General features: G+C 64.8%; 16 protein-coding genes. All 16 read left to right on the forward strand.

Going from position 1 to position 18,669, the window contains the following annotated elements; translation table 11 throughout:
- Nucleotides 1-48: 48 nt before the first annotated feature.
- The 16 genes from ilvC to NYE40_RS07855 all read left to right on the forward strand — a co-directional run bounded on the left by ilvC (nucleotide 49) and on the right by NYE40_RS07855 (nucleotide 18,537).
- A complete protein-coding gene (gene ilvC / locus NYE40_RS07780) occupies nucleotides 49-1,041 on the forward strand; it encodes a ketol-acid reductoisomerase (RefSeq protein ID WP_028599932.1) in 993 nt (330 codons plus the stop codon).
- A 98-nt stretch (nucleotides 1,042-1,139) separates the two neighbouring features.
- Nucleotides 1,140-2,684 carry a 2-isopropylmalate synthase gene (locus NYE40_RS07785; protein WP_339279735.1) on the forward strand — a complete coding sequence of 515 codons (1,545 nt, stop codon included), beginning with the start codon at nucleotides 1,140-1,142 and terminating at the stop codon, nucleotides 2,682-2,684.
- Nucleotides 2,685-2,887: 203 nt separating this feature from the next.
- Nucleotides 2,888-3,964 (forward strand): 3-isopropylmalate dehydrogenase, encoded by a 1,077-nt coding sequence (leuB, locus tag NYE40_RS07790; protein ID WP_339279737.1) that lies wholly within the window; start codon nucleotides 2,888-2,890, stop codon nucleotides 3,962-3,964.
- A 101-nt stretch (nucleotides 3,965-4,065) separates the two neighbouring features.
- Nucleotides 4,066-4,614: a peroxiredoxin gene (locus NYE40_RS07795; protein ID WP_339279739.1), complete on the forward strand. Its 549-nt coding sequence runs from the start codon at nucleotides 4,066-4,068 to the stop codon at nucleotides 4,612-4,614.
- 201 nt (nucleotides 4,615-4,815) lie between these two features.
- Entirely contained in the window at nucleotides 4,816-5,067 is a 252-nt protein-coding gene (locus NYE40_RS07800) for a hypothetical protein (protein WP_028599928.1), read from the forward strand.
- A gap of 106 nt (nucleotides 5,068-5,173) precedes the next feature.
- Nucleotides 5,174-5,599, forward strand: a complete 426-nt coding sequence (locus tag NYE40_RS07805) for a hypothetical protein (protein ID WP_028599927.1) — start codon at nucleotides 5,174-5,176, stop codon at nucleotides 5,597-5,599.
- 108 nt (nucleotides 5,600-5,707) lie between these two features.
- Nucleotides 5,708-6,535 (forward strand): RNA polymerase sigma factor SigI, encoded by an 828-nt coding sequence (sigI, locus tag NYE40_RS07810; protein WP_339280033.1) that lies wholly within the window; start codon nucleotides 5,708-5,710, stop codon nucleotides 6,533-6,535.
- Entirely contained in the window at nucleotides 6,532-7,914 is a 1,383-nt protein-coding gene (locus NYE40_RS07815) for an anti-sigma factor domain-containing protein (RefSeq protein ID WP_339279740.1), read from the forward strand. The genes sigI and NYE40_RS07815 overlap by 4 nt, the downstream gene beginning before the upstream one ends.
- A gap of 212 nt (nucleotides 7,915-8,126) precedes the next feature.
- Entirely contained in the window at nucleotides 8,127-8,546 is a 420-nt protein-coding gene (locus tag NYE40_RS07820) for a hypothetical protein (protein WP_052333461.1), read from the forward strand.
- Nucleotides 8,546-9,928: an ATP-binding protein gene (locus NYE40_RS07825; RefSeq protein ID WP_028599924.1), complete on the forward strand. Its 1,383-nt coding sequence runs from the start codon at nucleotides 8,546-8,548 to the stop codon at nucleotides 9,926-9,928. Before NYE40_RS07820 ends, NYE40_RS07825 begins: the two co-directional genes overlap by 1 nt.
- A gap of 79 nt (nucleotides 9,929-10,007) precedes the next feature.
- A complete protein-coding gene (locus NYE40_RS07830) occupies nucleotides 10,008-11,570 on the forward strand; it encodes a leucyl aminopeptidase (protein ID WP_339279742.1) in 1,563 nt (520 codons plus the stop codon).
- Nucleotides 11,571-11,663: 93 nt separating this feature from the next.
- The gene (locus tag NYE40_RS07835) at nucleotides 11,664-12,626 is read left to right on the forward strand and encodes an aldolase catalytic domain-containing protein (protein WP_028599922.1); all 963 of its coding nucleotides are present in this window, start codon (nucleotides 11,664-11,666) and stop codon (nucleotides 12,624-12,626) included.
- A 166-nt stretch (nucleotides 12,627-12,792) separates the two neighbouring features.
- Nucleotides 12,793-14,433 carry a response regulator gene (locus NYE40_RS07840; protein ID WP_028599921.1) on the forward strand — a complete coding sequence of 547 codons (1,641 nt, stop codon included), beginning with the start codon at nucleotides 12,793-12,795 and terminating at the stop codon, nucleotides 14,431-14,433.
- Between the two features lie 98 nt (nucleotides 14,434-14,531).
- Nucleotides 14,532-16,265 carry a sensor histidine kinase gene (locus tag NYE40_RS07845; protein WP_339280034.1) on the forward strand — a complete coding sequence of 578 codons (1,734 nt, stop codon included), beginning with the start codon at nucleotides 14,532-14,534 and terminating at the stop codon, nucleotides 16,263-16,265.
- Nucleotides 16,249-17,301, forward strand: a complete 1,053-nt coding sequence (locus NYE40_RS07850) for a substrate-binding domain-containing protein (RefSeq protein WP_339279743.1) — start codon at nucleotides 16,249-16,251, stop codon at nucleotides 17,299-17,301. Before NYE40_RS07845 ends, NYE40_RS07850 begins: the two co-directional genes overlap by 17 nt.
- A gap of 186 nt (nucleotides 17,302-17,487) precedes the next feature.
- Nucleotides 17,488-18,537, forward strand: a complete 1,050-nt coding sequence (locus NYE40_RS07855) for a galactose ABC transporter substrate-binding protein (RefSeq protein ID WP_028599919.1) — start codon at nucleotides 17,488-17,490, stop codon at nucleotides 18,535-18,537.
- The last annotated feature ends 132 nt before the right edge of the window (nucleotides 18,538-18,669 follow it).

Below are 18,669 nucleotides of genomic sequence, written 5' to 3' on the forward strand. Positions count from 1 at the left end.
AAACACCCGCTCAAAGGGGTTCCAATCCAAAGGAGGCATCATCTCATCATGGCAGTTAAATTGTTCTATGAAAACGACGCGGATCTCAGCGTTCTCCAAGGCAAGACGGTAGCAGTCATCGGTTACGGCAGCCAAGGCCATGCTCAAGCGCAAAACCTGCGCGACAGCGGCGTGAAGGTCGTCATCGGCCTGCGCGAAGGCAAGTCCGCGGACAAAGCCCGCAACGACGGCTTCGAGGTGCTGACCGTCGCCGACGCGACCCGCAAGGCGGACGTTGTCCAGATCCTCATGCCGGACGAGACGCAAGCCCAGGTGTACAACGATGAGATCGCCCCGAACCTCAAAAAAGGCGCCGCTCTCATGTTCTCCCACGGCTTCAACGTGCACTTCGGCCAAATCGTGCCGAGCAAGGACACGGACGTGCTGCTCGTCGCTCCGAAATCGCCGGGCCACATGGTGCGCCGCACGTACGTCGAAGGCTTCGGCGTTCCTGGCCTGATCGCGGTCGAGCAGGACGCGACGGGCAATGCCCAGGCGATCGGCCTCGCTTACGCGAAGGGCATCGGCTGCACCCGTGCCGGAGTATTCGAGACTTCGTTCCGCGAAGAGACCGAGACCGACCTGTTCGGCGAGCAGGCTGTCCTTTGCGGCGGCACGTCCGCGCTCGTCAAAGCCGGCTTCGAAACGCTGGTGGAAGCGGGCTACGCGCCGGAGATGGCGTACTTCGAATGTCTCCATGAGCTGAAGCTGATCGTCGACCTGATGTACGAAGGCGGACTGGCGTCGATGCGCGACTCCATCTCCAACACGGCCGAGTACGGCGACTATGTCACCGGCCCGCGCATCGTGACCGACGAGACGAAAAAAGCGATGAAGGAAGTGCTCTCCGACATCCAGCAAGGCAAATTCGCCCGCGACTTCATCCTCGAGAACAAGTCCGGCCGCGCCATGCTGACGGCGACCCGCCGCAACGAAGCCGAGCATCCGATCGAGAAGACGGGCGCGCAGCTGCGCGAGCTGATGCACTGGATCAAGAAGTAAGACGAGTCAAGCAGCACGGCAGCGCGCTTCTTCCACCTGGAATGAGGCGCGTTTGCCGCTTCATAAGCTAAACAATCCTACCGAACGGAGGTGCCGGCTTGCGCAAGATCTATATTTTCGATACAACGCTCCGCGACGGCGAGCAATCGCCCGGGGTCAACCTGAATACCCGGGAAAAGGTGGAGATCGCCCTCCAGCTCGAGAAGCTCGGCGTCGACCGCATCGAGGCCGGCTTCCCGGCCGCCTCGCCGGGCGATCTGGCGGCGGTGCAGGCGGTGGCCGCAGCGGTCAAGTCCGCGACCGTCATCGGCCTCGCGCGCGCCGTCGAGCGCGACATCGACGCCGCTTGGGAAGCGCTCAAGGATGCGGCCGATCCGTGCATCCACATCTTCCTGGCGACGTCGCCGATCCATCGCAAGCATAAGCTCAAGATGGAGAAGGAGCAGGTGCTCGCGACGGCCGACAAGGCGATCCGCTACGCGAAGCAGAAGTTCGCCAAGATCGAGTTCTCGCCGGAGGACGCAGGCCGCACGGAGCTGGACTTCCTGTGCGAGGTGACGGAGATGGCGATCCGGGCGGGAGCGACCGTCGTCAACATCCCCGATACGGTCGGATACATGACGCCGGCCGAGTTCGGCAACATTTTCAAGACGCTCAAAGAGCAGGTGCCGGGCATCGAGACGATCCAGCTCAGCGCCCACTGCCATGACGACCTCGGCATGGCGACGGCGAACGCGCTGGCGGCGATCCAGAACGGCGCCGACCAGATCGAGGGCACGATCAACGGCATCGGCGAGCGCGCCGGCAACACGGCGATCGAGGAAGTGGCGCTGGCGCTGGAGACGCGCGCGGCTCTGTACGGCGCCAAGACCGGCCTCAAGCTGACCGAGATCGCCCGTACGAGCCGACTCGTCAGCAAGCTGACCGGCATGGTCGTGCCGGGCAACAAGGCGATCGTCGGCGCGAACGCCTTCGCCCATGAGTCCGGCATCCATCAGGACGGCATGCTCAAGGAGAAGACGACGTACGAGATCATCTCTCCCGAGACGATCGGCATCAAGGAGTCGAAGCTCGTCATGGGCAAGCACTCCGGCCGCCACGCGTTCCGCGAGAAGCTGCTCGATCTCGGCTATGAGCTCGAGGACGAGGCGCTGAACGCCGCTTTCACCAAGTTCAAGGATCTGGCCGACCGCAAGAAGAACGTCACGGACGAGGATCTGCTCGCGATGCTGGAGGAGAAGCTCGTCGACACGCCGGAGGTGTACGCGCTCGAAACCGTCGAGGTCCATTACGGCAACCGCTCTACGCCGAAGGGATCCGTCTCGATCCGGGTCGAGGGGCGCGGCGTGCAGTCGGGCACGGCGGAGGGCAACGGCTCTGTCGACGCCCTGTTCAACGCGATCGACCTCGTCACGGGCGAGACGGTCGAGCTGGACGACTACTCCATCAAGTCCGTCACGGACGGCAAGGACGCGCTCGGCGAGGTGCATGTCGTGCTGCTGCAGGACGGCGTATCCGCGCAGGGCCGCGGCGTGAGCACGGACATCCTCGAGGCGAGCGCGCGCGCGTATGTCGACGCGCTCAACCGGCTCATCGAGAAGCGCAAGGCCCCGGGCCGCCGCGACAAGATGAGCCTGATCTGACGCTACGCGAGCTTCTCTTTACAGCCCCATCCGGTCCGCCTGTTTTCGCAGCAGGCGGGCTTTTTCATCTCGCGAAGGCTGCTCTATAGGCGCGCCCTATCAACACCATAGCTATCCTATCTTGGAACAATCGAGCGGGAGTATGGTACAACTGATGATAGTTATTCTCATTCGTTATCGAGACGAGACAGGAGTGTTCAACTATGGCAGAAGTGAAAAAGATCGCGGTCATCGCAGGCGACGGCATCGGACCGGAAGTCGTCGGCGAGGCCATCAAGGTCATCAAGAAAATCGAGGAGCGGTACGAGTACCGCTTCGAATTCGAGCACGGCCTGTTCGGGGGCATCGCCATCGACGAGAAGGGAACCCCGCTGCCGCAGGAGACGCTGGACATCTGCCAAAAGGCCGATGCGGTGCTGCTCGGCGCGGTCGGCGGACCGAAGTGGGACAACAACTCGAAGGAGCTGCGTCCTGAGACGGGACTGCTCGGCATCCGCAAGGCGCTCGGCCTGTTCTCCAACATCCGTCCGGCGACGGTGTTCGACTGCCTGAAGGATGCCTCCACGCTGAAGCCCGAGGTGCTCGAGGGCACCGACCTGATCGTCGTGCGCGAGCTGACGGGCGGCATCTACTTCGGCGAGAAGTTCCGCCGCGAGGGCGAGCACGGGCAGGAAGCGGTCGACACCTGCGTCTACAACGTGCAGGAGATCGAGCGCATCGTGCGCCAGGCGTTCGACATCGCGATGACGCGCAGCAAGCGGCTGGCGTCCGTCGACAAGGCGAACGTGCTGGAGACGTCCCGCCTGTGGCGCGAGGTCGTGAACCGGATCGCTCCGGAGTATCCGGAGGTCGAGCTGGAGCATGTGCTCGTCGACAACTGCGCGATGCAGCTGCTGCGCCGTCCGTCGAGCTTCGACGTCATCGTCACGGAGAACATGTTCGGCGATATCTTGAGCGATGAGGCGGCGATGCTGACCGGCTCGATCGGCATGCTGAGCTCGGCGTCGCTCGGCGAAGGCAGCTTCGGCCTGTACGAGCCGGTGCACGGATCGGCTCCCGACATCGCGGGCCAGGGCATCTCCAATCCGATCGCGACGATTTTGTCGGTCGCGCTCATGTTCCGCCTCACGTTCGGCTATCATGACGCGGCGCAAGCGATCGAGGACGCGGTCAAGGAAGTGCTCGACGCCGGCCACCGCACGGGCGACATCGCGGTCGACAAGTCCAAGGCGATCGGCACCGAAGCGATGGGCGACCTGATCGCGGGCGCGATCCGCTAAGCTTTCCGGCTCGCGGGAAGCCCCCTCCTTTCGAATGGACTGCCGTTTTTTGGACAACCTAATTCCGATGCGCATTTAGCGTGAAGGAGGGTTTCGGAATCATGGCAGAACGTTTGGTCGGCCGTCCGGCGCCGGATTTTACGATGGAGACCGTCGACGGCGAGGGCAAGGAGTTCGGCAGGGCGTCGCTTTCCGACTACCGCGGCAGATGGCTCGTCTTCTTTTTCTATCCGCTCGACTTTACGGTCGTGTGCCCGACGGAAATTACGGCGCTCAGCGATGCGGCCGACCGGTTCCGCAAGCTGGACGCGGACATCCTCGGCGTCAGCATCGACAGCGTCCACAGCCACAAGGCCTGGATCAACACGCCGAAGAGCGAGAACGGACTCGGCAAGCTGAGCTTTCCGCTGGCATCCGACATGACGAAGCAGGTTGCCCGCGACTACGGCGTCTTGATCGAAGAAGAAGGCATCGCGCTGCGCGGCCTGTTCATCGTCGATCCGGAGGGCGAGCTGAAGCATCAGGTCGTCCACCACAACGACGTCGGCCGCAGCGTCGAGGAGACGCTGCGCGTGCTCCAAGCGCTGCAGTCCGGCGGACTTTGTCCGATGAACTGGAAGCCGGGCGACAAACCGGTCCGCTCCAACTGAATTCATCCCTTCCAGGGTAGCCAGGGCATTCCGCCTTGGCTTTTTTCATTCTAGAAAGTCTTCGATGTCGGTTCCGCGTTTCCGGCCGCTCGCCCCAAATTCTGATCAGGCGCACGCGGCTCTTTCTGCGTCCAAGCGGCTTTCCAAGGGTAAGGATAAGCAAATCCAGCAGGCATCGACCTATGAAGGAGGCCCCTTGAAATGACCCATGAAACGGAACGACCGCAAGCGGCTGAGCCGCCTCGCGACCCTGATGCTCCCCGTCTGCCGCAGCCGCCGGAGCCGGAAATAACGCCTCCGCCCGCCCCTGAAATCGAGCAGCCGAAGCCCGCCGAGCTGCCGCCAGCCGATCCGCAGCCGGAAATCATGCCCGATCCGGGACCGGAGCTGCCGCAGCTGCCGCAGGAGCCCGAAATCAAGCCCGAGGACCTGCCTCCGGCTCCGCTTCCGTAACCGTCGGCGGTTTGGCAGGAATTCCGCTAGGCATTGCCGAATAGAATGCAGATAACGATCCAAGCCATTCCGATTGGCGGACGGCGAGTACAAGGAGGGAACCAGGATGAGCTTTTGCTGCGGAGCGAGCATGATCGGCACGAAAGGAACGCTCAGACACTATCGGACCCACATTCATAACGTCCCCATTCTGTTCTGTCCGGTTTGCCATCGCGTAGATATTCATTATATGATAGAAAGCGAATACGAACTATTAGCCGAATATGCGCATGGAGACGGAGTTTCCGAGGTGGATTTCCACGACTATGTCGACCAGCGCGGCAAGTCGCTGTTCGAGAACTGCGTGAACCATGACAACGAGGATCCGATGGAAGTGGTCCTGAGCCAGATCGACATGGCGCTCGACCTGCTCGGCTTCGCCAAGCATATCGGAGACGCGGACTGGGAAGCGGAGCTCAAGAAAAGGCTCGGCATCCTCAATTCCCGCCGCAACAAGCTGAAAGCCAAGCGGACCTCGGAAGGTCTTTGCTAGAGACGAACGGCGCCTCCTGTAGCAGGAGGCTTTTTTATTTGAAGCGACTCCCGCAATCGGGCGGGACGCTGCGAACCGTATAGGAAACGAGGTGCTCTGTTGCTGCTGATGGTGTTCAAAAGATGGTTCGGACGCTTCAGCGTCAAGCAGCAATCCGCTGTCTCCGAACCGGACAAGCTCCGCGCGGCGCTGGGGCGGATCCAGGCAGGCGACGAAGCGCTGCGGGAGAAGCTCATCCAGGATTACCGTCCGTTCATCCTCAAATCGACCAGCCGGTTCTGCAAGCGGTATATCGATCCGGTACGCGACGACGAGTTCAGCATCGCGATGATCGCGTTCAATGAAGCGATCGAGCATTTTTCCCCCGCGTCGGGACGATCGTTCACCGGCTTCGCCGAAACGGTCATCCGCCGCCGGCTGATCGACTATATCCGGCGCGAGAAGCGCCACCGCCAGACCGTGCCCTCCGGCAGCTTCGACCAGGAGGGCGAGCTGGAGGACAGCCTGCAGGCGGCATGGATCCAGCAGGCCGTCTCGCGCTTCCATCTCGATCGCGACGCGGAGGAGCGGCGGCTGGAGATCGAGGACTTCGCCGCGGAGCTGAAGGGCTACGGCATCCGCTTCGCGGAGCTTGCGGAGTGCTCGCCGAAGCACGAGGACTCCCGCAGGCTGCTGCAGGGCATCGCGCTTCGCCTGGCGGATCAGGACTGCCTGTGGGGCATGCTCGTCGACAAGCGGCGGCTGCCGGTCAAGGAGCTGATGGAGCAGTCTTCCGTCTCGCGCAAGACGATCGAGCGCAACCGCAAGTATTTGATCGCGATCGCGGTCTTGCTGCGCGGCCATTATCCTTATTTGGAAGACTACTTGCTGCTGCGCCAAGGCCGGCAGCCTTTGGAACGGAATCAGGAGCAGGCGGCGGGGGGGAGAAAACGGTGAACGGGAACGGCATCGTGCTGGAGGTCAAGAAGGGCAGCGTCATCGTGCTTACGCCCGACGGCAGCTTCCGCAAGATCAGAAGCCGCGGAGGGGAAGCGGTCGGCCAAGAGGTCGAGCTCCCGCCCGCCGTCCGTGCGGTCCGGCCGCGCTGGGTGCTGCCGGCGGCGGCGGGAGCATTGGCGCTGCTGCTGGCGATCCCCGTCCTCTACGCAGGCCGGGCGGCGGCCCATCCGGTCGTCGCCTACATCAGCCTCGACATCAATCCGAGCTTCGAGGTCGGCGTCGACGCCGACCTCATGGTGCGGCAGCTGCGCGCGGTCAATGCCGATGCCGTGCCGCTCGTCCAAGAGCTCGACTACAGCGGGCAGCCTGCCTCGCTCGTCATGGAGGAGCTGGCGGAACGGCTGGCCGAATCGGATTACTTGAAGCAGGAGACCGCCAAGGTGCTGCTCGCGGGAGTCCGGCTGAAAGGGAACGGAGAAGAGCTGACGGAGCTCGGCGCGCAGGCGCGGCACGCGCTGGAGTCGGCGGCGGAGCAGGCCGGCGAGGACGGCCTGCAGGTGACCGAGCTGCGCTCGACGCCGCAGGTGCTTCTGGAAGCGGAGGAGCTCGGCCTGTCCGTCGGCCAGATGACCGTCTATCTTTTGGCCATGGAAAAAGGCTACGACGTGTCGCTCGACCGTCTGCGCACGCAGCCGCTGCCGGCAACGGCCGTTTGGCAGGGCGGCCTGGACGCGCTCGTGCCGGACAGCGCGGAGCTGGATGAGGAGAAGCTGGATCGGCTGCTGGAGGCGGAAAAGTCGGCTCGGGCGAAGGCGTCCGCCGTCCAGCCGGCGAGTCCGGCCGCGGAGCGGGCCGCAACGCCGTCGCCGCCCGCCCGTCCGGCGGCGGAGAAGCCGCCGGCGGCTGCCTCGGCGCCGGCGCGCACGGCGACGCCCCCGGCCGAGCGGCAGCGCGACCCGGTCGGCCGTCCGTCCGCGCATCCGCCGCATGGACCGAGCCGCCATCCGGCATCGGCCCAGCCTGCCGGGAACGTAAAGGCGGCCGAAAGCCGCGAACGGGAGCAGCGCGAGTTCAGGCGCGGGCTGGAGCAATGGAAGCGGGAGGCGGAGCAGGCTCGCCGGGCGCTGGAGCGCAAGCAGCGCGAGGCGGAGCGCCGCCTCGAGCAAGCCCGCGACAGCCGCGCCAAGGAAGCCGCCGCCAAGGCGGCGGAGATTCGAAGCAAGGCGGAGCAGCGGATCCGGGAAGCGGCGGATCGGCGGAAGCGGGAGCACGAAAAAGCGAAAAGCAGCGCGGAGGCCGAACGGAAAAAGGCCGAAGCCAAGCGGAAGGAGCAGCGGGAGCAGCGGGATGGCCGGGACGGGCATTCCGATCGCTGATGAGCCGACGCATGTCGAAAGCGGGCCGGACAGGCCCGCTTTCGCGCGTCTTCTGGCAGGGGCCGATCCGAGTTTCGGAGCGGGCTGGATCTGGCAATTTTCGACATTATTTCCGATTGACACTTGTTGACAGCCAATCCTATGATTGATGTACGAATCGACGGCTTGACTGCGATCCTGACAGCAAGGAACAGGGAGGGCGGAGCTCGTACATGGAGATGGAACTGTTCAACATCAGCAATGTGAGGGATGCGATCCGAGCTCGTCAACGAGGCCGGGAGCTGGCGCGGGAGCTTGGCTTCGGCATCATCGACCAGACGCGCATCGCTTATGCCATATCCGAGCTATCGAGCGGTTTCGTAGAGATGCATCGGCGCAGCCAGATGCTGATCGGCAAAGTGCGCAAGGAAACGGGAGAAGCCGGATTGGAATGGTCGCTCATCGGCAGCTGCAGCTTTTCCCTTGAGCTGGAAGAGGAATGGAATTCGCTTTGGTCGGAGGAATGGGACATCGCCATCACGAGACGCATCGGCACCTGCATCACGTTCCGCAAATGGCTGCCTCCGTCCTTCTACATGAGTTCGACACCGATACAGCTCCAGCTGTTTGCAACCGGAGAGGAGCAAGGCTAATGCAGGCAATTCGAAAGCGCTATTTCCCGGCGCTTGCCGAATATATTCGAAGCGGGAGCGAGGCATCGCTGTATCAGGCAACAGAGCTAGGGAAAATGTTCCATAACATCGGACCGGAGGAGATCATCGCGATCCACGAGGAGAGCATGCGCAACATCGTCCTCAACGTCGACTCGGAGGAAGCGCTCGACTTGTACGGCCGCTCGTTCCTGTTCCTGATCGAGCTGATGGTCGCCTACCGGTTCCGGTACCAGCCCGAGCGTCCGGCGGACGAGCGGTACATCGAGATGAGGGAGCTGCTCAGCCGCTCCTACCGCTCCTTCGAGCGGGTCAAGAGCAAGTACGAGAACGTGCTGCAGCATATGGACAGCGGCATCGCTCTGTTCGATACGGAAGGCATCGTCACGTTCATGAACTTGCAGATGGCCCGCTTTCTCGACGTTCCCCGCAAGACTCTCGTCGGCTGCAGCATATTGGAAATCCTCCGCCACGCCCAGCTGACCCGTCCGACGAGGCGGCTGCTGGTGCGTCTCTATCGCGAGATCATCGTGCGCCGCAACAAGTATTTCGAGTTCCAGGACAGCAGCGGCCGCCATCTGCTCATCACGGCGACCTACGGCGACCAGCTGGACGGAGACTATCTCATCAGCATGAAAGATGTATCCGAATACAAGCAGATCGAGCAGACCGCCTACCAGAACGACAAGCTGGCGATGCTCGGCAAGATCGCCGCCGCGATCGCGCATGAGATCCGCAATCCGCTCACCTCGATCCGCGGCTTCATCCAGCTGCTGCGGCCGACGCTGGTCGATCTCGGCAAGGAGGAGTACGCCAAGATCATGGTGGCGGAGATCGACCGCGCCAACGACATCATCTACGAATTCCTCAACTCCTCCAAGCCGACCGCTCCGATGAAGCAGACGATCCGGCTCGCGTCGCTGCTCAAGGAAGTCAGCCTGCTCAGCGAAAGCGAGGCGCTCATGCATAATTGCTTCATCTCGCTGGAGGCGCAGGATTCCGAGCTGCATGTCTCGATCGACGTCAAGCAGATCAAGCAGGTCGTGCTGAACCTGTTCAAAAACGCGATGGACGCCATCGCGGAGCTGGAGGGCGAGCGGGAAGGGCGGATCGACGTCATCCTGGACCGCAAGTCGGATTTCGCCGAAATTACGATCCGCGACAACGGCAAGGGCATGGACCGGGCGACGCTGAACCGTCTGTTCGATCCTTTTTTTACGACAAAGGAGTCGGGGACAGGCCTCGGGCTGTCGGTCAGCTACCGGATCGTCCGCAACCACTCCGGCACGATCCGCGTCACGAGCACCGCGGGGGAAGGCACGTCGTTCATGATCTATTTGCCAATTGCCGAGCAAAAGACTTAAAATCGGGGGAGATCTCCCCGGTTTTTTTTGCGTTTTGGACCCGCATGGATCGAGGGAAAGCGAAAGGAAGCGGAAACGAATGAACAGGACCATCACTTTTTCTCATAAGGTTTCGGAGGCGGCGGAAGCGGCCGGCGCGCTGATCGTGCGGCCGGTGGCTCCGGCCGAGCTGCAGGAGGACGCGGCCGGAGGCGACTTTGGAGCCGGCGACCCGCTCGCGGTTCCCGCCGTGCGGGAGGCGCTGCGCCGCAGCTTTCGGCTCGGCGCCTTCAAGGCGGCGGCGGAGCAGACGCTGACGATGCCGCTGCTCGGCCTGCATGAGGCGGAGGCGGCCGTGTTCGTCGGCCTCGGCGAGTCGTTCGCGACGGGCGACGGGCTGCGCCGCCTCGGCGCGGCCGCGGCACGGGAGCTCAAGGCGCAAAAAGCGGAGCGCGCCGTGCTGCTCGTGCCGCTGCAGCTGCATGACGGCGTAGGCGACAGCCTCGGCACGGCGCAGGCGGCCGCGGCATTGGCCGAAGGGCTGACGCTCGGCGGCTACGAGCGCGCCAAGTCGCGCTCCGGCGAGCCGCCGGCGGCGAGTGAGCTGCAGATCGAGCTGCAGCTGTGCGGCGGCGCGGACGAAGGCCGAGCGGCGGCCTGGAACGAAGGGTTCGCGCGCGGCCAGCTCGCCGGCGAGGCGGTCGCCTGGGCGCGCGATCTCGTGCATCTGCCGGGAAGCGAGCTGACGCCGGAGGCTTTGGCCGAGGAAGCGGAGCGGCTCGCGGACGAGGCGGAGCTCGACGTCGAGATCATCGACGAGTGGACGGCGGGAGAGCTCGGCATGGGCGGCCTGCTCGGCGTCGGCAAAGGCAGCGTCCATCCGCCGCGCATGATCGTGCTGCATTACGAGGGCGATCCGGACAGCGTCGAGAAATGGGGCCTGATCGGCAAGGGCATCACGTTCGATACCGGGGGCTACTCGCTCAAGCGCGCTCCCGGGATGGAGGATATGATCGGCGACATGGGCGGCGCGGCGGCGGTGCTCGGCGCGATGCGGATCATCGGCAAGCTCAAGCCGAAGGCCAACGTCGTCGCGGTCATCCCTTCGGCCGAGAACATGATCTCCGACCGGGCGTTCAAGCCGGGCGACGTGCTGACGATGATGAACGGCATGACCGTGGAGATCGTCAACACGGACGCCGAGGGCAGGCTCGTGCTCGCGGACGGGATGACGACCGCGATCCGGCGCGGGGCGACGAAGCTCGTCGACGTGGCGACGCTGACCGGCGCGGTCGTGTCGGTGCTCGGCGACACGGCCTCCGGCATCCTCGGCAACGACGAGACGCTGAGTCGCGAGCTGGAGGAAGCGGCGATCCGCAGCGGCGAGCGCGTCTGGCCGCTGCCGGCCTATGCCGAATTCCGCCGCAAGCTCGACAGCGCCGCCGCCGATCTGAAAAACGGCGCGGGCCGGGAAGGCGCGGCGAGCATCGCCGGCCTGTTCATCGGCGCGTTCGCGGAGGACAAGCCTTGGGTGCATGTCGACATCGCCGGCACGTCGTGGATCGGCCGGCCGCGCGGCTGGGAGAGCAAGGGCGCGACCGGAGTCATGACGCGCACGCTCGCGGAGCTCGTGCTGCGGGACGGCGGCATGGAGCTCCGCTGAGACGGAGCCGGCACGACAAATCTTTTGCGTTCTTTACCGATTTCCCGTATCATAGGATGAACGTTACCTTACCATGTTAGGAGTTCTGCGATCATGTCCGCCAAAACGACCCCAAGCAAAATTGTCGACTGCACCGTCCGTGATGGAGGCCTCGTGAACAACTGGGACTTCAGCATCGAATTCGTGCAAGATCTATACCGCAGCCTGGACGAGGCCGGCGTCGAGTATATGGAGATCGGCTACAAAAACTCGCCGAAGCTGCTCAAGGGCGCGGATGCCGCAGGCCCTTGGCGCTTCCTGAACGACGACTTCCTGCGCAAGGTGCTCCCGAACAAGGGCCGGACGAAGCTGTCCGCCCTCGTGGACATCGGCCGCGTCGACGAGAGCGACGTGCTGCCCCGCTCGGAGAGCATGCTCGACCTGATCCGCGTCGCCTGCTACATCCAGGACGTGGACAAGGCGCTCGAGCTCGTGGAGCTGTTCCATGAGCGCGGCTACGAGACGACGCTCAACATCATGGCGCTGTCCAACGTCATGGAGAACCAGCTGATCGAGGCGTTCGACGCGATCCGCGAGAGCGTCGTCGACGTCGTGTACGTCGTCGATTCCTACGGCAGCCTCAAGCCGAGCGACTTCGGCTACCTGATCGACAAGTTCAAGCAGCATCTGCCGAACAAGAAGCTGGGCGTGCATACGCACAACAACCAGCAGCTCGCGTTCGCCAACACGCTGCTCGCCGTCGACAAGGGCGTCGAGTTCCTCGACGCGAGCGTATACGGCATGGGCCGCGCCGCCGGCAACTGCAACACGGAGCTGCTCGTCGCCCATCTGCCGGGCACGAAGTACAGCGTCCGCCCGGTGCTGGAGATGATCGAGAAGCATATGCTGCCGCTTCGCCAAAAGGAAGAGTGGGGATACATCATGGAGTACATGGTGACCGGCCTGCTCGACGAGCATCCCCGCTCGGCGATGGCGCAGCGCGGCTCGGACAAGCAGGACCGGATCGTCGATTTCTACGATCAGCTGACGACCCCCGAAGTGCTGCACGGCAAATAAGCCGCCGTCCGCTCCGCCCGGAGCCTGCGAAGCCGCCCCTGACGACCGCCACGGTCGTCAGGGGCGGCTTTTTCGCGTCTGCACGCCCAATAAGTATGCGTTTACAACAGAGACGCGACCTGCTATTGTTTTAGTTCCGAGAGACAAGAGGGCAGGAGAGGATCGCATGTACCGAGTGTTGCTGGCCGATGACGAGGCCGATGTCCGAGAAGGATTGCGGGCGGAGATCCGCTGGGAGGAGTGCGGCTTCGAGGTCGCGGCGACGGCCGAGAACGGCCTGGAGGCGCTGGAGCTGGCCGAGCGGCTGCTGCCGGACGTCGTGCTGACGGACATCCGCATGCCGTTCGTGGACGGGCTCGAGCTCGTCCGCCGGCTGCAGGCGGCCTTGCCGCTGGCCAAGACGGTCATCCTGACCGGCTACGACGAGTTCGACTATGCCCGCCAGGCCGTCTCGCTGAGCGTCGACGAGTACCTGCTCAAGCCGTTCACGGCGGCGAGCCTGACGGAGCTGCTGCGCGGACTTAAGGAAAGGATGGACCGCGAGCGCGCGGAGCGCGAGGACGCGCGCGAGCTGCGGGAGCACTATTACCGGAGCCTGCCGCAGCTGCGCGGGCAGTTCCTCAGCTCGCTGCTGTATCGCCGCTACCCGGAGGCGGCCATTCGGCGCAAGGCCGAGCAGTATGGCCTGAGCCTGGACGGGGAGGGCTGCTCGGTATCCGTCGTCCGCATCGGAGAGCTGGAGGAGGACGCGGGCACGGAGGGCTCGCTCCGGCAGTCGCCGGACGAGGAGCTGAAGCTGTTCGCCGTGCTCAACGTCGCCGAGGAGATCTGGTCGGCGGCGCGGCGCGGCATCGCTTTCCTCCATCAGGACAGCATCGTGCTCATGGACTTCGGCATCGCGGAGGCCGGCTGGAAGGAGAGCTGCCAGCAGACGCTGGAGCAGCTCGCGCGCAGCGTCGAATTCTACCTGCGGCTGCCCGTGACGATCGGCACCGGCCTGCCCAAGCGCAGCCTGTCCGAGCTGCAGGAAGCGTACGAGGAAGCGCTGCTCGCGCTCGACTATCGGCTCGTGCCCGGCATGGACCGGCTCGTCTTCCTGCAGGACGTCGAGCGCCGGCCGTCGGAGCCGCTGCGCTTCGACGAGCTGCGCGAGCAGGCGCTCGCGCGCTGCCTCAAGGTCGGCACGGCCGAGGAGCTGGAGGCGCTGCTGGCGGACATTCTCGGCGAGATTCGGGAAAGCCATACGTACAGCGGCATCCAGATGTACCTCATGGAAGTGCTGACGGCGATCTGCCGCACGGCCCAGTCCGCCGGCGTCGAGCTCGAGGAGCTGCTCGGAGCCGGAGCGCAGCCGTATGCCGAGCTGTCCCGGCTCGCCGGACTCGGCGAGGCGAGGCGCTGGCTGGGGGAGCTCGGCGCGGCCGTCATGCAGCGCATCGCGGGCACGCGCCAGCATGCGTACAAGGATCTGGTGGAGGAGGCGATCCGCTTCACCCGCGCGCATCTGCATGATCCCGAGCTGTCGATCGCGAGGGTCTGCTCGCATCTGCATATCAGCGCCGGCTATTTTTGCGGGCTGTTCAAGCGCGAGGTGAAGCTCACGTTCCTCCAGTACGTGCTGCAGCTGCGCATGGAGCTCGCGCAGGAGCTGCTGCGCTCGACCGAGCTCAAGGCGTTCGAGATCGCCGAGCGGATCGGCTTCTCCGAGCCGAACTACTTCAGCTTCTGCTTCAAGAAGCATACCGGCACGACGCCCAAGGAATACCGCAGCCGGGCCAAGGAAGCGGAAGCGGGGCCGCTGCCGTGAAGCGGCCGACGCTCAAGGAGGCGGCCCGCTTCAAGGAGCGGGTGCGCCATTCGCGCGTCAGCAGCATCCAGTCGATCGTCACCTGGTCGTTCTCCGTCATGATCGTCATCGCGATCGGCACGGTCGCCTTCCTGCTGCACGACAAGTTCTCCGCATCGGCGGAGCGCAGCGCCTTCACCTCCTCCAGCCAGATCGTCGATCAGGTCAGCTACAACCTCGAGGACTACGTGCGCGGCTTGTCGAGCTTTTATCGGGCGATCGAGCAGAACCTGCTGGACAAAGGCCGATGGGACGGCAGCGAGGTCGACACGCAGCTCGACACGCTCATGGGCAGCCGCGACGACATCGTCTCGATCGCGCTGTTCGCCGAGGACGGCACGCTGCTCAAAAACCGCCCGGCCGCGGAGCTGCGCCCGAGCGCGAACGTGACGGGCCAGGGCTGGTTCCAGGCGGCGCTGCGCGTGCCGGACCATCTCGGCTTCTCGCTGCCGCATATCCAGAACCTGTACAAAGGCGGCTATCCGTGGGTCGTCAGCATGAGCAAGCGCGTCACCGTGCAGCAGGACGGACAGGCGCAGGAGGTCATCCTGCTCGTCGACATCAACTTCAAGCAGATCGACGAGCTGTGCAGCCGCATCAGCCTCGGCCGGCAGGGCTACGCCTACATCATCGACGAGGGCGCGGGCAACATCGTCTACCATCCGCAGCAGCAGCTCATCTACATGGGGCTCAAGCGGGAGAACGTCGAAGGCGCGCTCGTCTCCTCCGGCGACTATGTCGAGGAGCTGGACGGAGAGCGCAGGCTCGTCACCGTCAAGTCGGTCGCCAACATCGGGTGGAAGATCGTCGGCGTGAGCTACCTCGACGAGCTGCTCACGACGCGGGAGGAAGTGAACCGCTACCTCGTGCGCGTCGTCGCCGCCAGTCTCGTGCTCGTGCTGCTCTTCGGCATGCTGCTCGCCCGCTCGATCATCCGGCCGCTCAAGCGGGTGGAGAAGATGATGCGCTCCGTGGAAAGAGGCCAGTTCGACGTCGAGCTGCCGGTCGAGGGACCGCTCGAGGTCGAGCGGCTGTCGCGCCGCTTCAATCTGATGGTGCACAAGATCCGCCAGCTCATGGGGCAGATCGTGCTGGAGCAGGAGTCCAAGCGGCGGCATGAGCTGGAGGCGCTGCAAGCCCAGATCAATCCGCACTTTCTGTACAACACGCTCAACTCGGTCGTGCGCATGGCGGCGATGAGCCGCGGCGAGGAGGTCGTCACGATGATCACCTCGCTGTCCAAGCTGTTCCGCATCAGCCTCAGCCAAGGACGCACGCTCATTTCGGTCAAGGACGAGCTGGAGCACGCGCATCATTACCTCACGATCCAGCAGCTGCGCTTCGGCCGCAAGTTCACGTTCGCCATCCGGGCGACGGAGGAGGCGGAGCGCTGCCGGACGCTGAAGCTCGTGCTGCAGCCGCTGCTGGAGAACGCGATCGAGCACGGGCTCGAATATTCGGCGGATGAAGGGCGGATCGAGGTGCAGGCGTTCGTGGAAGACGGCGTGCTGACGCTGCTCGTCGAGGACAACGGCGCCGGCATGGCGCCGGAGGCGGCCGCGCTGCTGCTCAGCGGGGAACGCGGGAGCGCGGAGGCGCCGGAGCGCCGGCCGTCGCGGACGGGCAAGGGCTCCGGCGTCGCGCTGCGCAACATCCACGACCGGATCCGGCTGTATTACGGCGCGGCGTACGGCCTCGAGTTCCGCAGCGAGCTCGAGGAGGGCATGACGGTGACGGTGCGCATTCCGGCGGAAGCCGCAGAGGAGGAGATCGACGATGAAAAGCAGCCTTGAGCGACTCGGACGGCGCTCCTTCGCGCGCATCCGCCGCCTGCGCGGGCTGTCGGCCGGCTCGCCGGACTCCGCATGGCTGTCCGCACGGCTCCCGGCCGCCCTGCTGCTCCTGCCGCTGCTCGCCGCCGCCGGCTGCTCCGGCTCCGCCGCGCCTGCCGCGTCGCCGCCGCCCCGTCTGGCCGCGCTGATCGCGCCGCAGTCGGACGGCGCGCTAGCCGGCGCGATCCGGCTCGGCGCGGAGGCGGCGGCCAAGGAATTTGGCTACCGGCTCGACTATGTGGAGAAGGAGGCGGGCCGGCCCGGTGAAGGCCAGGCGGAGGCGGCGAGCCGCGCGCTGAAGGAAGGCGCGGAGGCGCTGCTGCTCGACCCCGACGGCGAGCTGCAGCTGGCGGAGGTGGTGAAGCTCGCACATGCGGCTGGAGCGGCCGTGATCACGCTGAGCGACGCTTATCCGGTGGACGGAGTCGCGAGCGCGGTGACGATCGACAACCGCGAGGCCGGCCGCCAGGCCGGCGCGGCGATGGCGGAGCTGCTCGGCGGCTACGGGCGCGTGGCCGTGCTCGGCGCCGACTCCTCCGCACCCGGCTACGAGGAGCGGCATGCCGGCGTGCTGGAAGAGCTCGCCCGCCATCCGGCGATCACGGTCACCGAGGGCTACTCCTGCGGCTCCTCCTCCGACGGCTGCAGCGAGGCGGCGCGCCAGCTCATGGACGAGGCGGACGGCATCGTCGCGCTCCAGGAGCAGGGCGTTCTCAGCTCGGCGCGGGAGTCGCTTCGACGCGGCGCTTCCTCCGAGGTGAAGATCGTCGGCTTCGGAAGCGAGACGGAGCAGCTGGAGCTGCTGCAGGACGGCGTCATCGACCGGCTCGTCGTGCAGAGCGGCTTCAACGCCGGCTATCTCGGCATGCGGCAGGCCGACCGGCTGCTGCGCGGAGAGAAGCCGGAGGCGAGAGTCGCGCTCGCGACCAAGGCGGTCAGCCCGGACAGCATGTTCTGGATGGACAATCAGAAGCTGCTGTTTCCTTTCGTCAAATAGGCCCGAACGGGCCTATTTTTCGTCTGTCTGCAAAAAGCTAATGAAGATTTCGATAGAAAGCAGGAAGATTTTCGATTCGAAAAAAGCGCAAGCCCTTTCATAATAAGAGCATGAGAACGGACGGCGGCGCCGAGAAGGCGATCGCTGCCGAACCCCCATCCTACATCCTTCAGGAGGTCATTCCTTATGAAAAAACAAGCGGCACTCGCGGCGGCGCTCGCGGCGGTCATGGTGACGGCGGCCGGCTGCGGCGGCAACAACGGCGGCGGCAACGCGGGCGGAGACTCCGGCAGCGGCGGCGACCAGCCGAAGATCGGCGTGGCGATCTACAAGTTCGACGACACGTTCATGACCGGCGTGCGCAACGCGATGACGGCGGCGGCCGAGGGCAAGGCGCAGCTCGACATCGTCGACAGCCAGAACGCCCAGCCGACGCAGAACGAGAAGGTCGACCTGTTCATCTCCAAGAAATACAAGGCGCTGGCGATCAACGCGGTCGACCGCACGGCGGCCGGCGTCATCATCGACAAGGCCCAGGCGGCCGACATTCCGGTCGTGTTCCTGAACCGCGAGCCGGTCGCCGAGGACATGAACAAGTGGGATAAGGTGTACTACGTCGGCGCGAAGGCGGAGGAGTCCGGCACGCTGTCCGGCCAGATCATCGCCGACTACTGGAAAGCCCATCCGGAAGCGGACAAAAACAAGGACGGCGTGCTCCAGTACGTCATGCTGCAGGGCGAGCCGGGCCACCAGGACGCCGAGCTGCGCACGAAGTACTCCATCCAGGCGATCGAGGACGCCGGCATCAAGGTCGAGAAGCTGGAGCAGGATACGGCGATGTGGGACCGCGTCAAGGGCCAGGACAAAATGCAGGCTTGGCTCGCGGCGCGCGGCGAGAGCATCGAAGCGGTGCTGGCCAACAATGACGACATGGCGCTCGGCGCGATCGAGGCGCTGAAGGCGGCGGGCTACTTCTCCGGCGACAAGTTCATGCCGGTCGTCGGCGTCGATGCGACCGCTCCGGCGATCCAGGCGCTGCAGGACGGCACGCTGCTCGGCACCGTGCTCAACGACGCCAAGAACCAAGGCGGCGCGACGGTCGCCCTGGCGACGGCGCTGGCCAAAGGCGAGACGCCGACGAAGGAGAACACCGGCTACGACATCACCGACGGCAAGTACGTCTGGATCGCCTACAAGAAGATTTTGAAGGACAACATCGCCGACGCCCAGCAATAAGCGGGACTCGGCCAGGGAGCCCGCAGCCCGGGACGCGGCGGGCTCCCTTTTGCATCCCGCCGGCGCTCGCCGGCACGGCAGGGCCGCTCCGCGGCCGTCCCGTAGGCCGTCCGACTTTTTCCCAGCAAAGGA

The organism is Paenibacillus sp. FSL W8-1187 (assembly GCF_037965485.1).
GTDB lineage: Bacteria > Bacillota > Bacilli > Paenibacillales > Paenibacillaceae > Paenibacillus_O > Paenibacillus_O pasadenensis.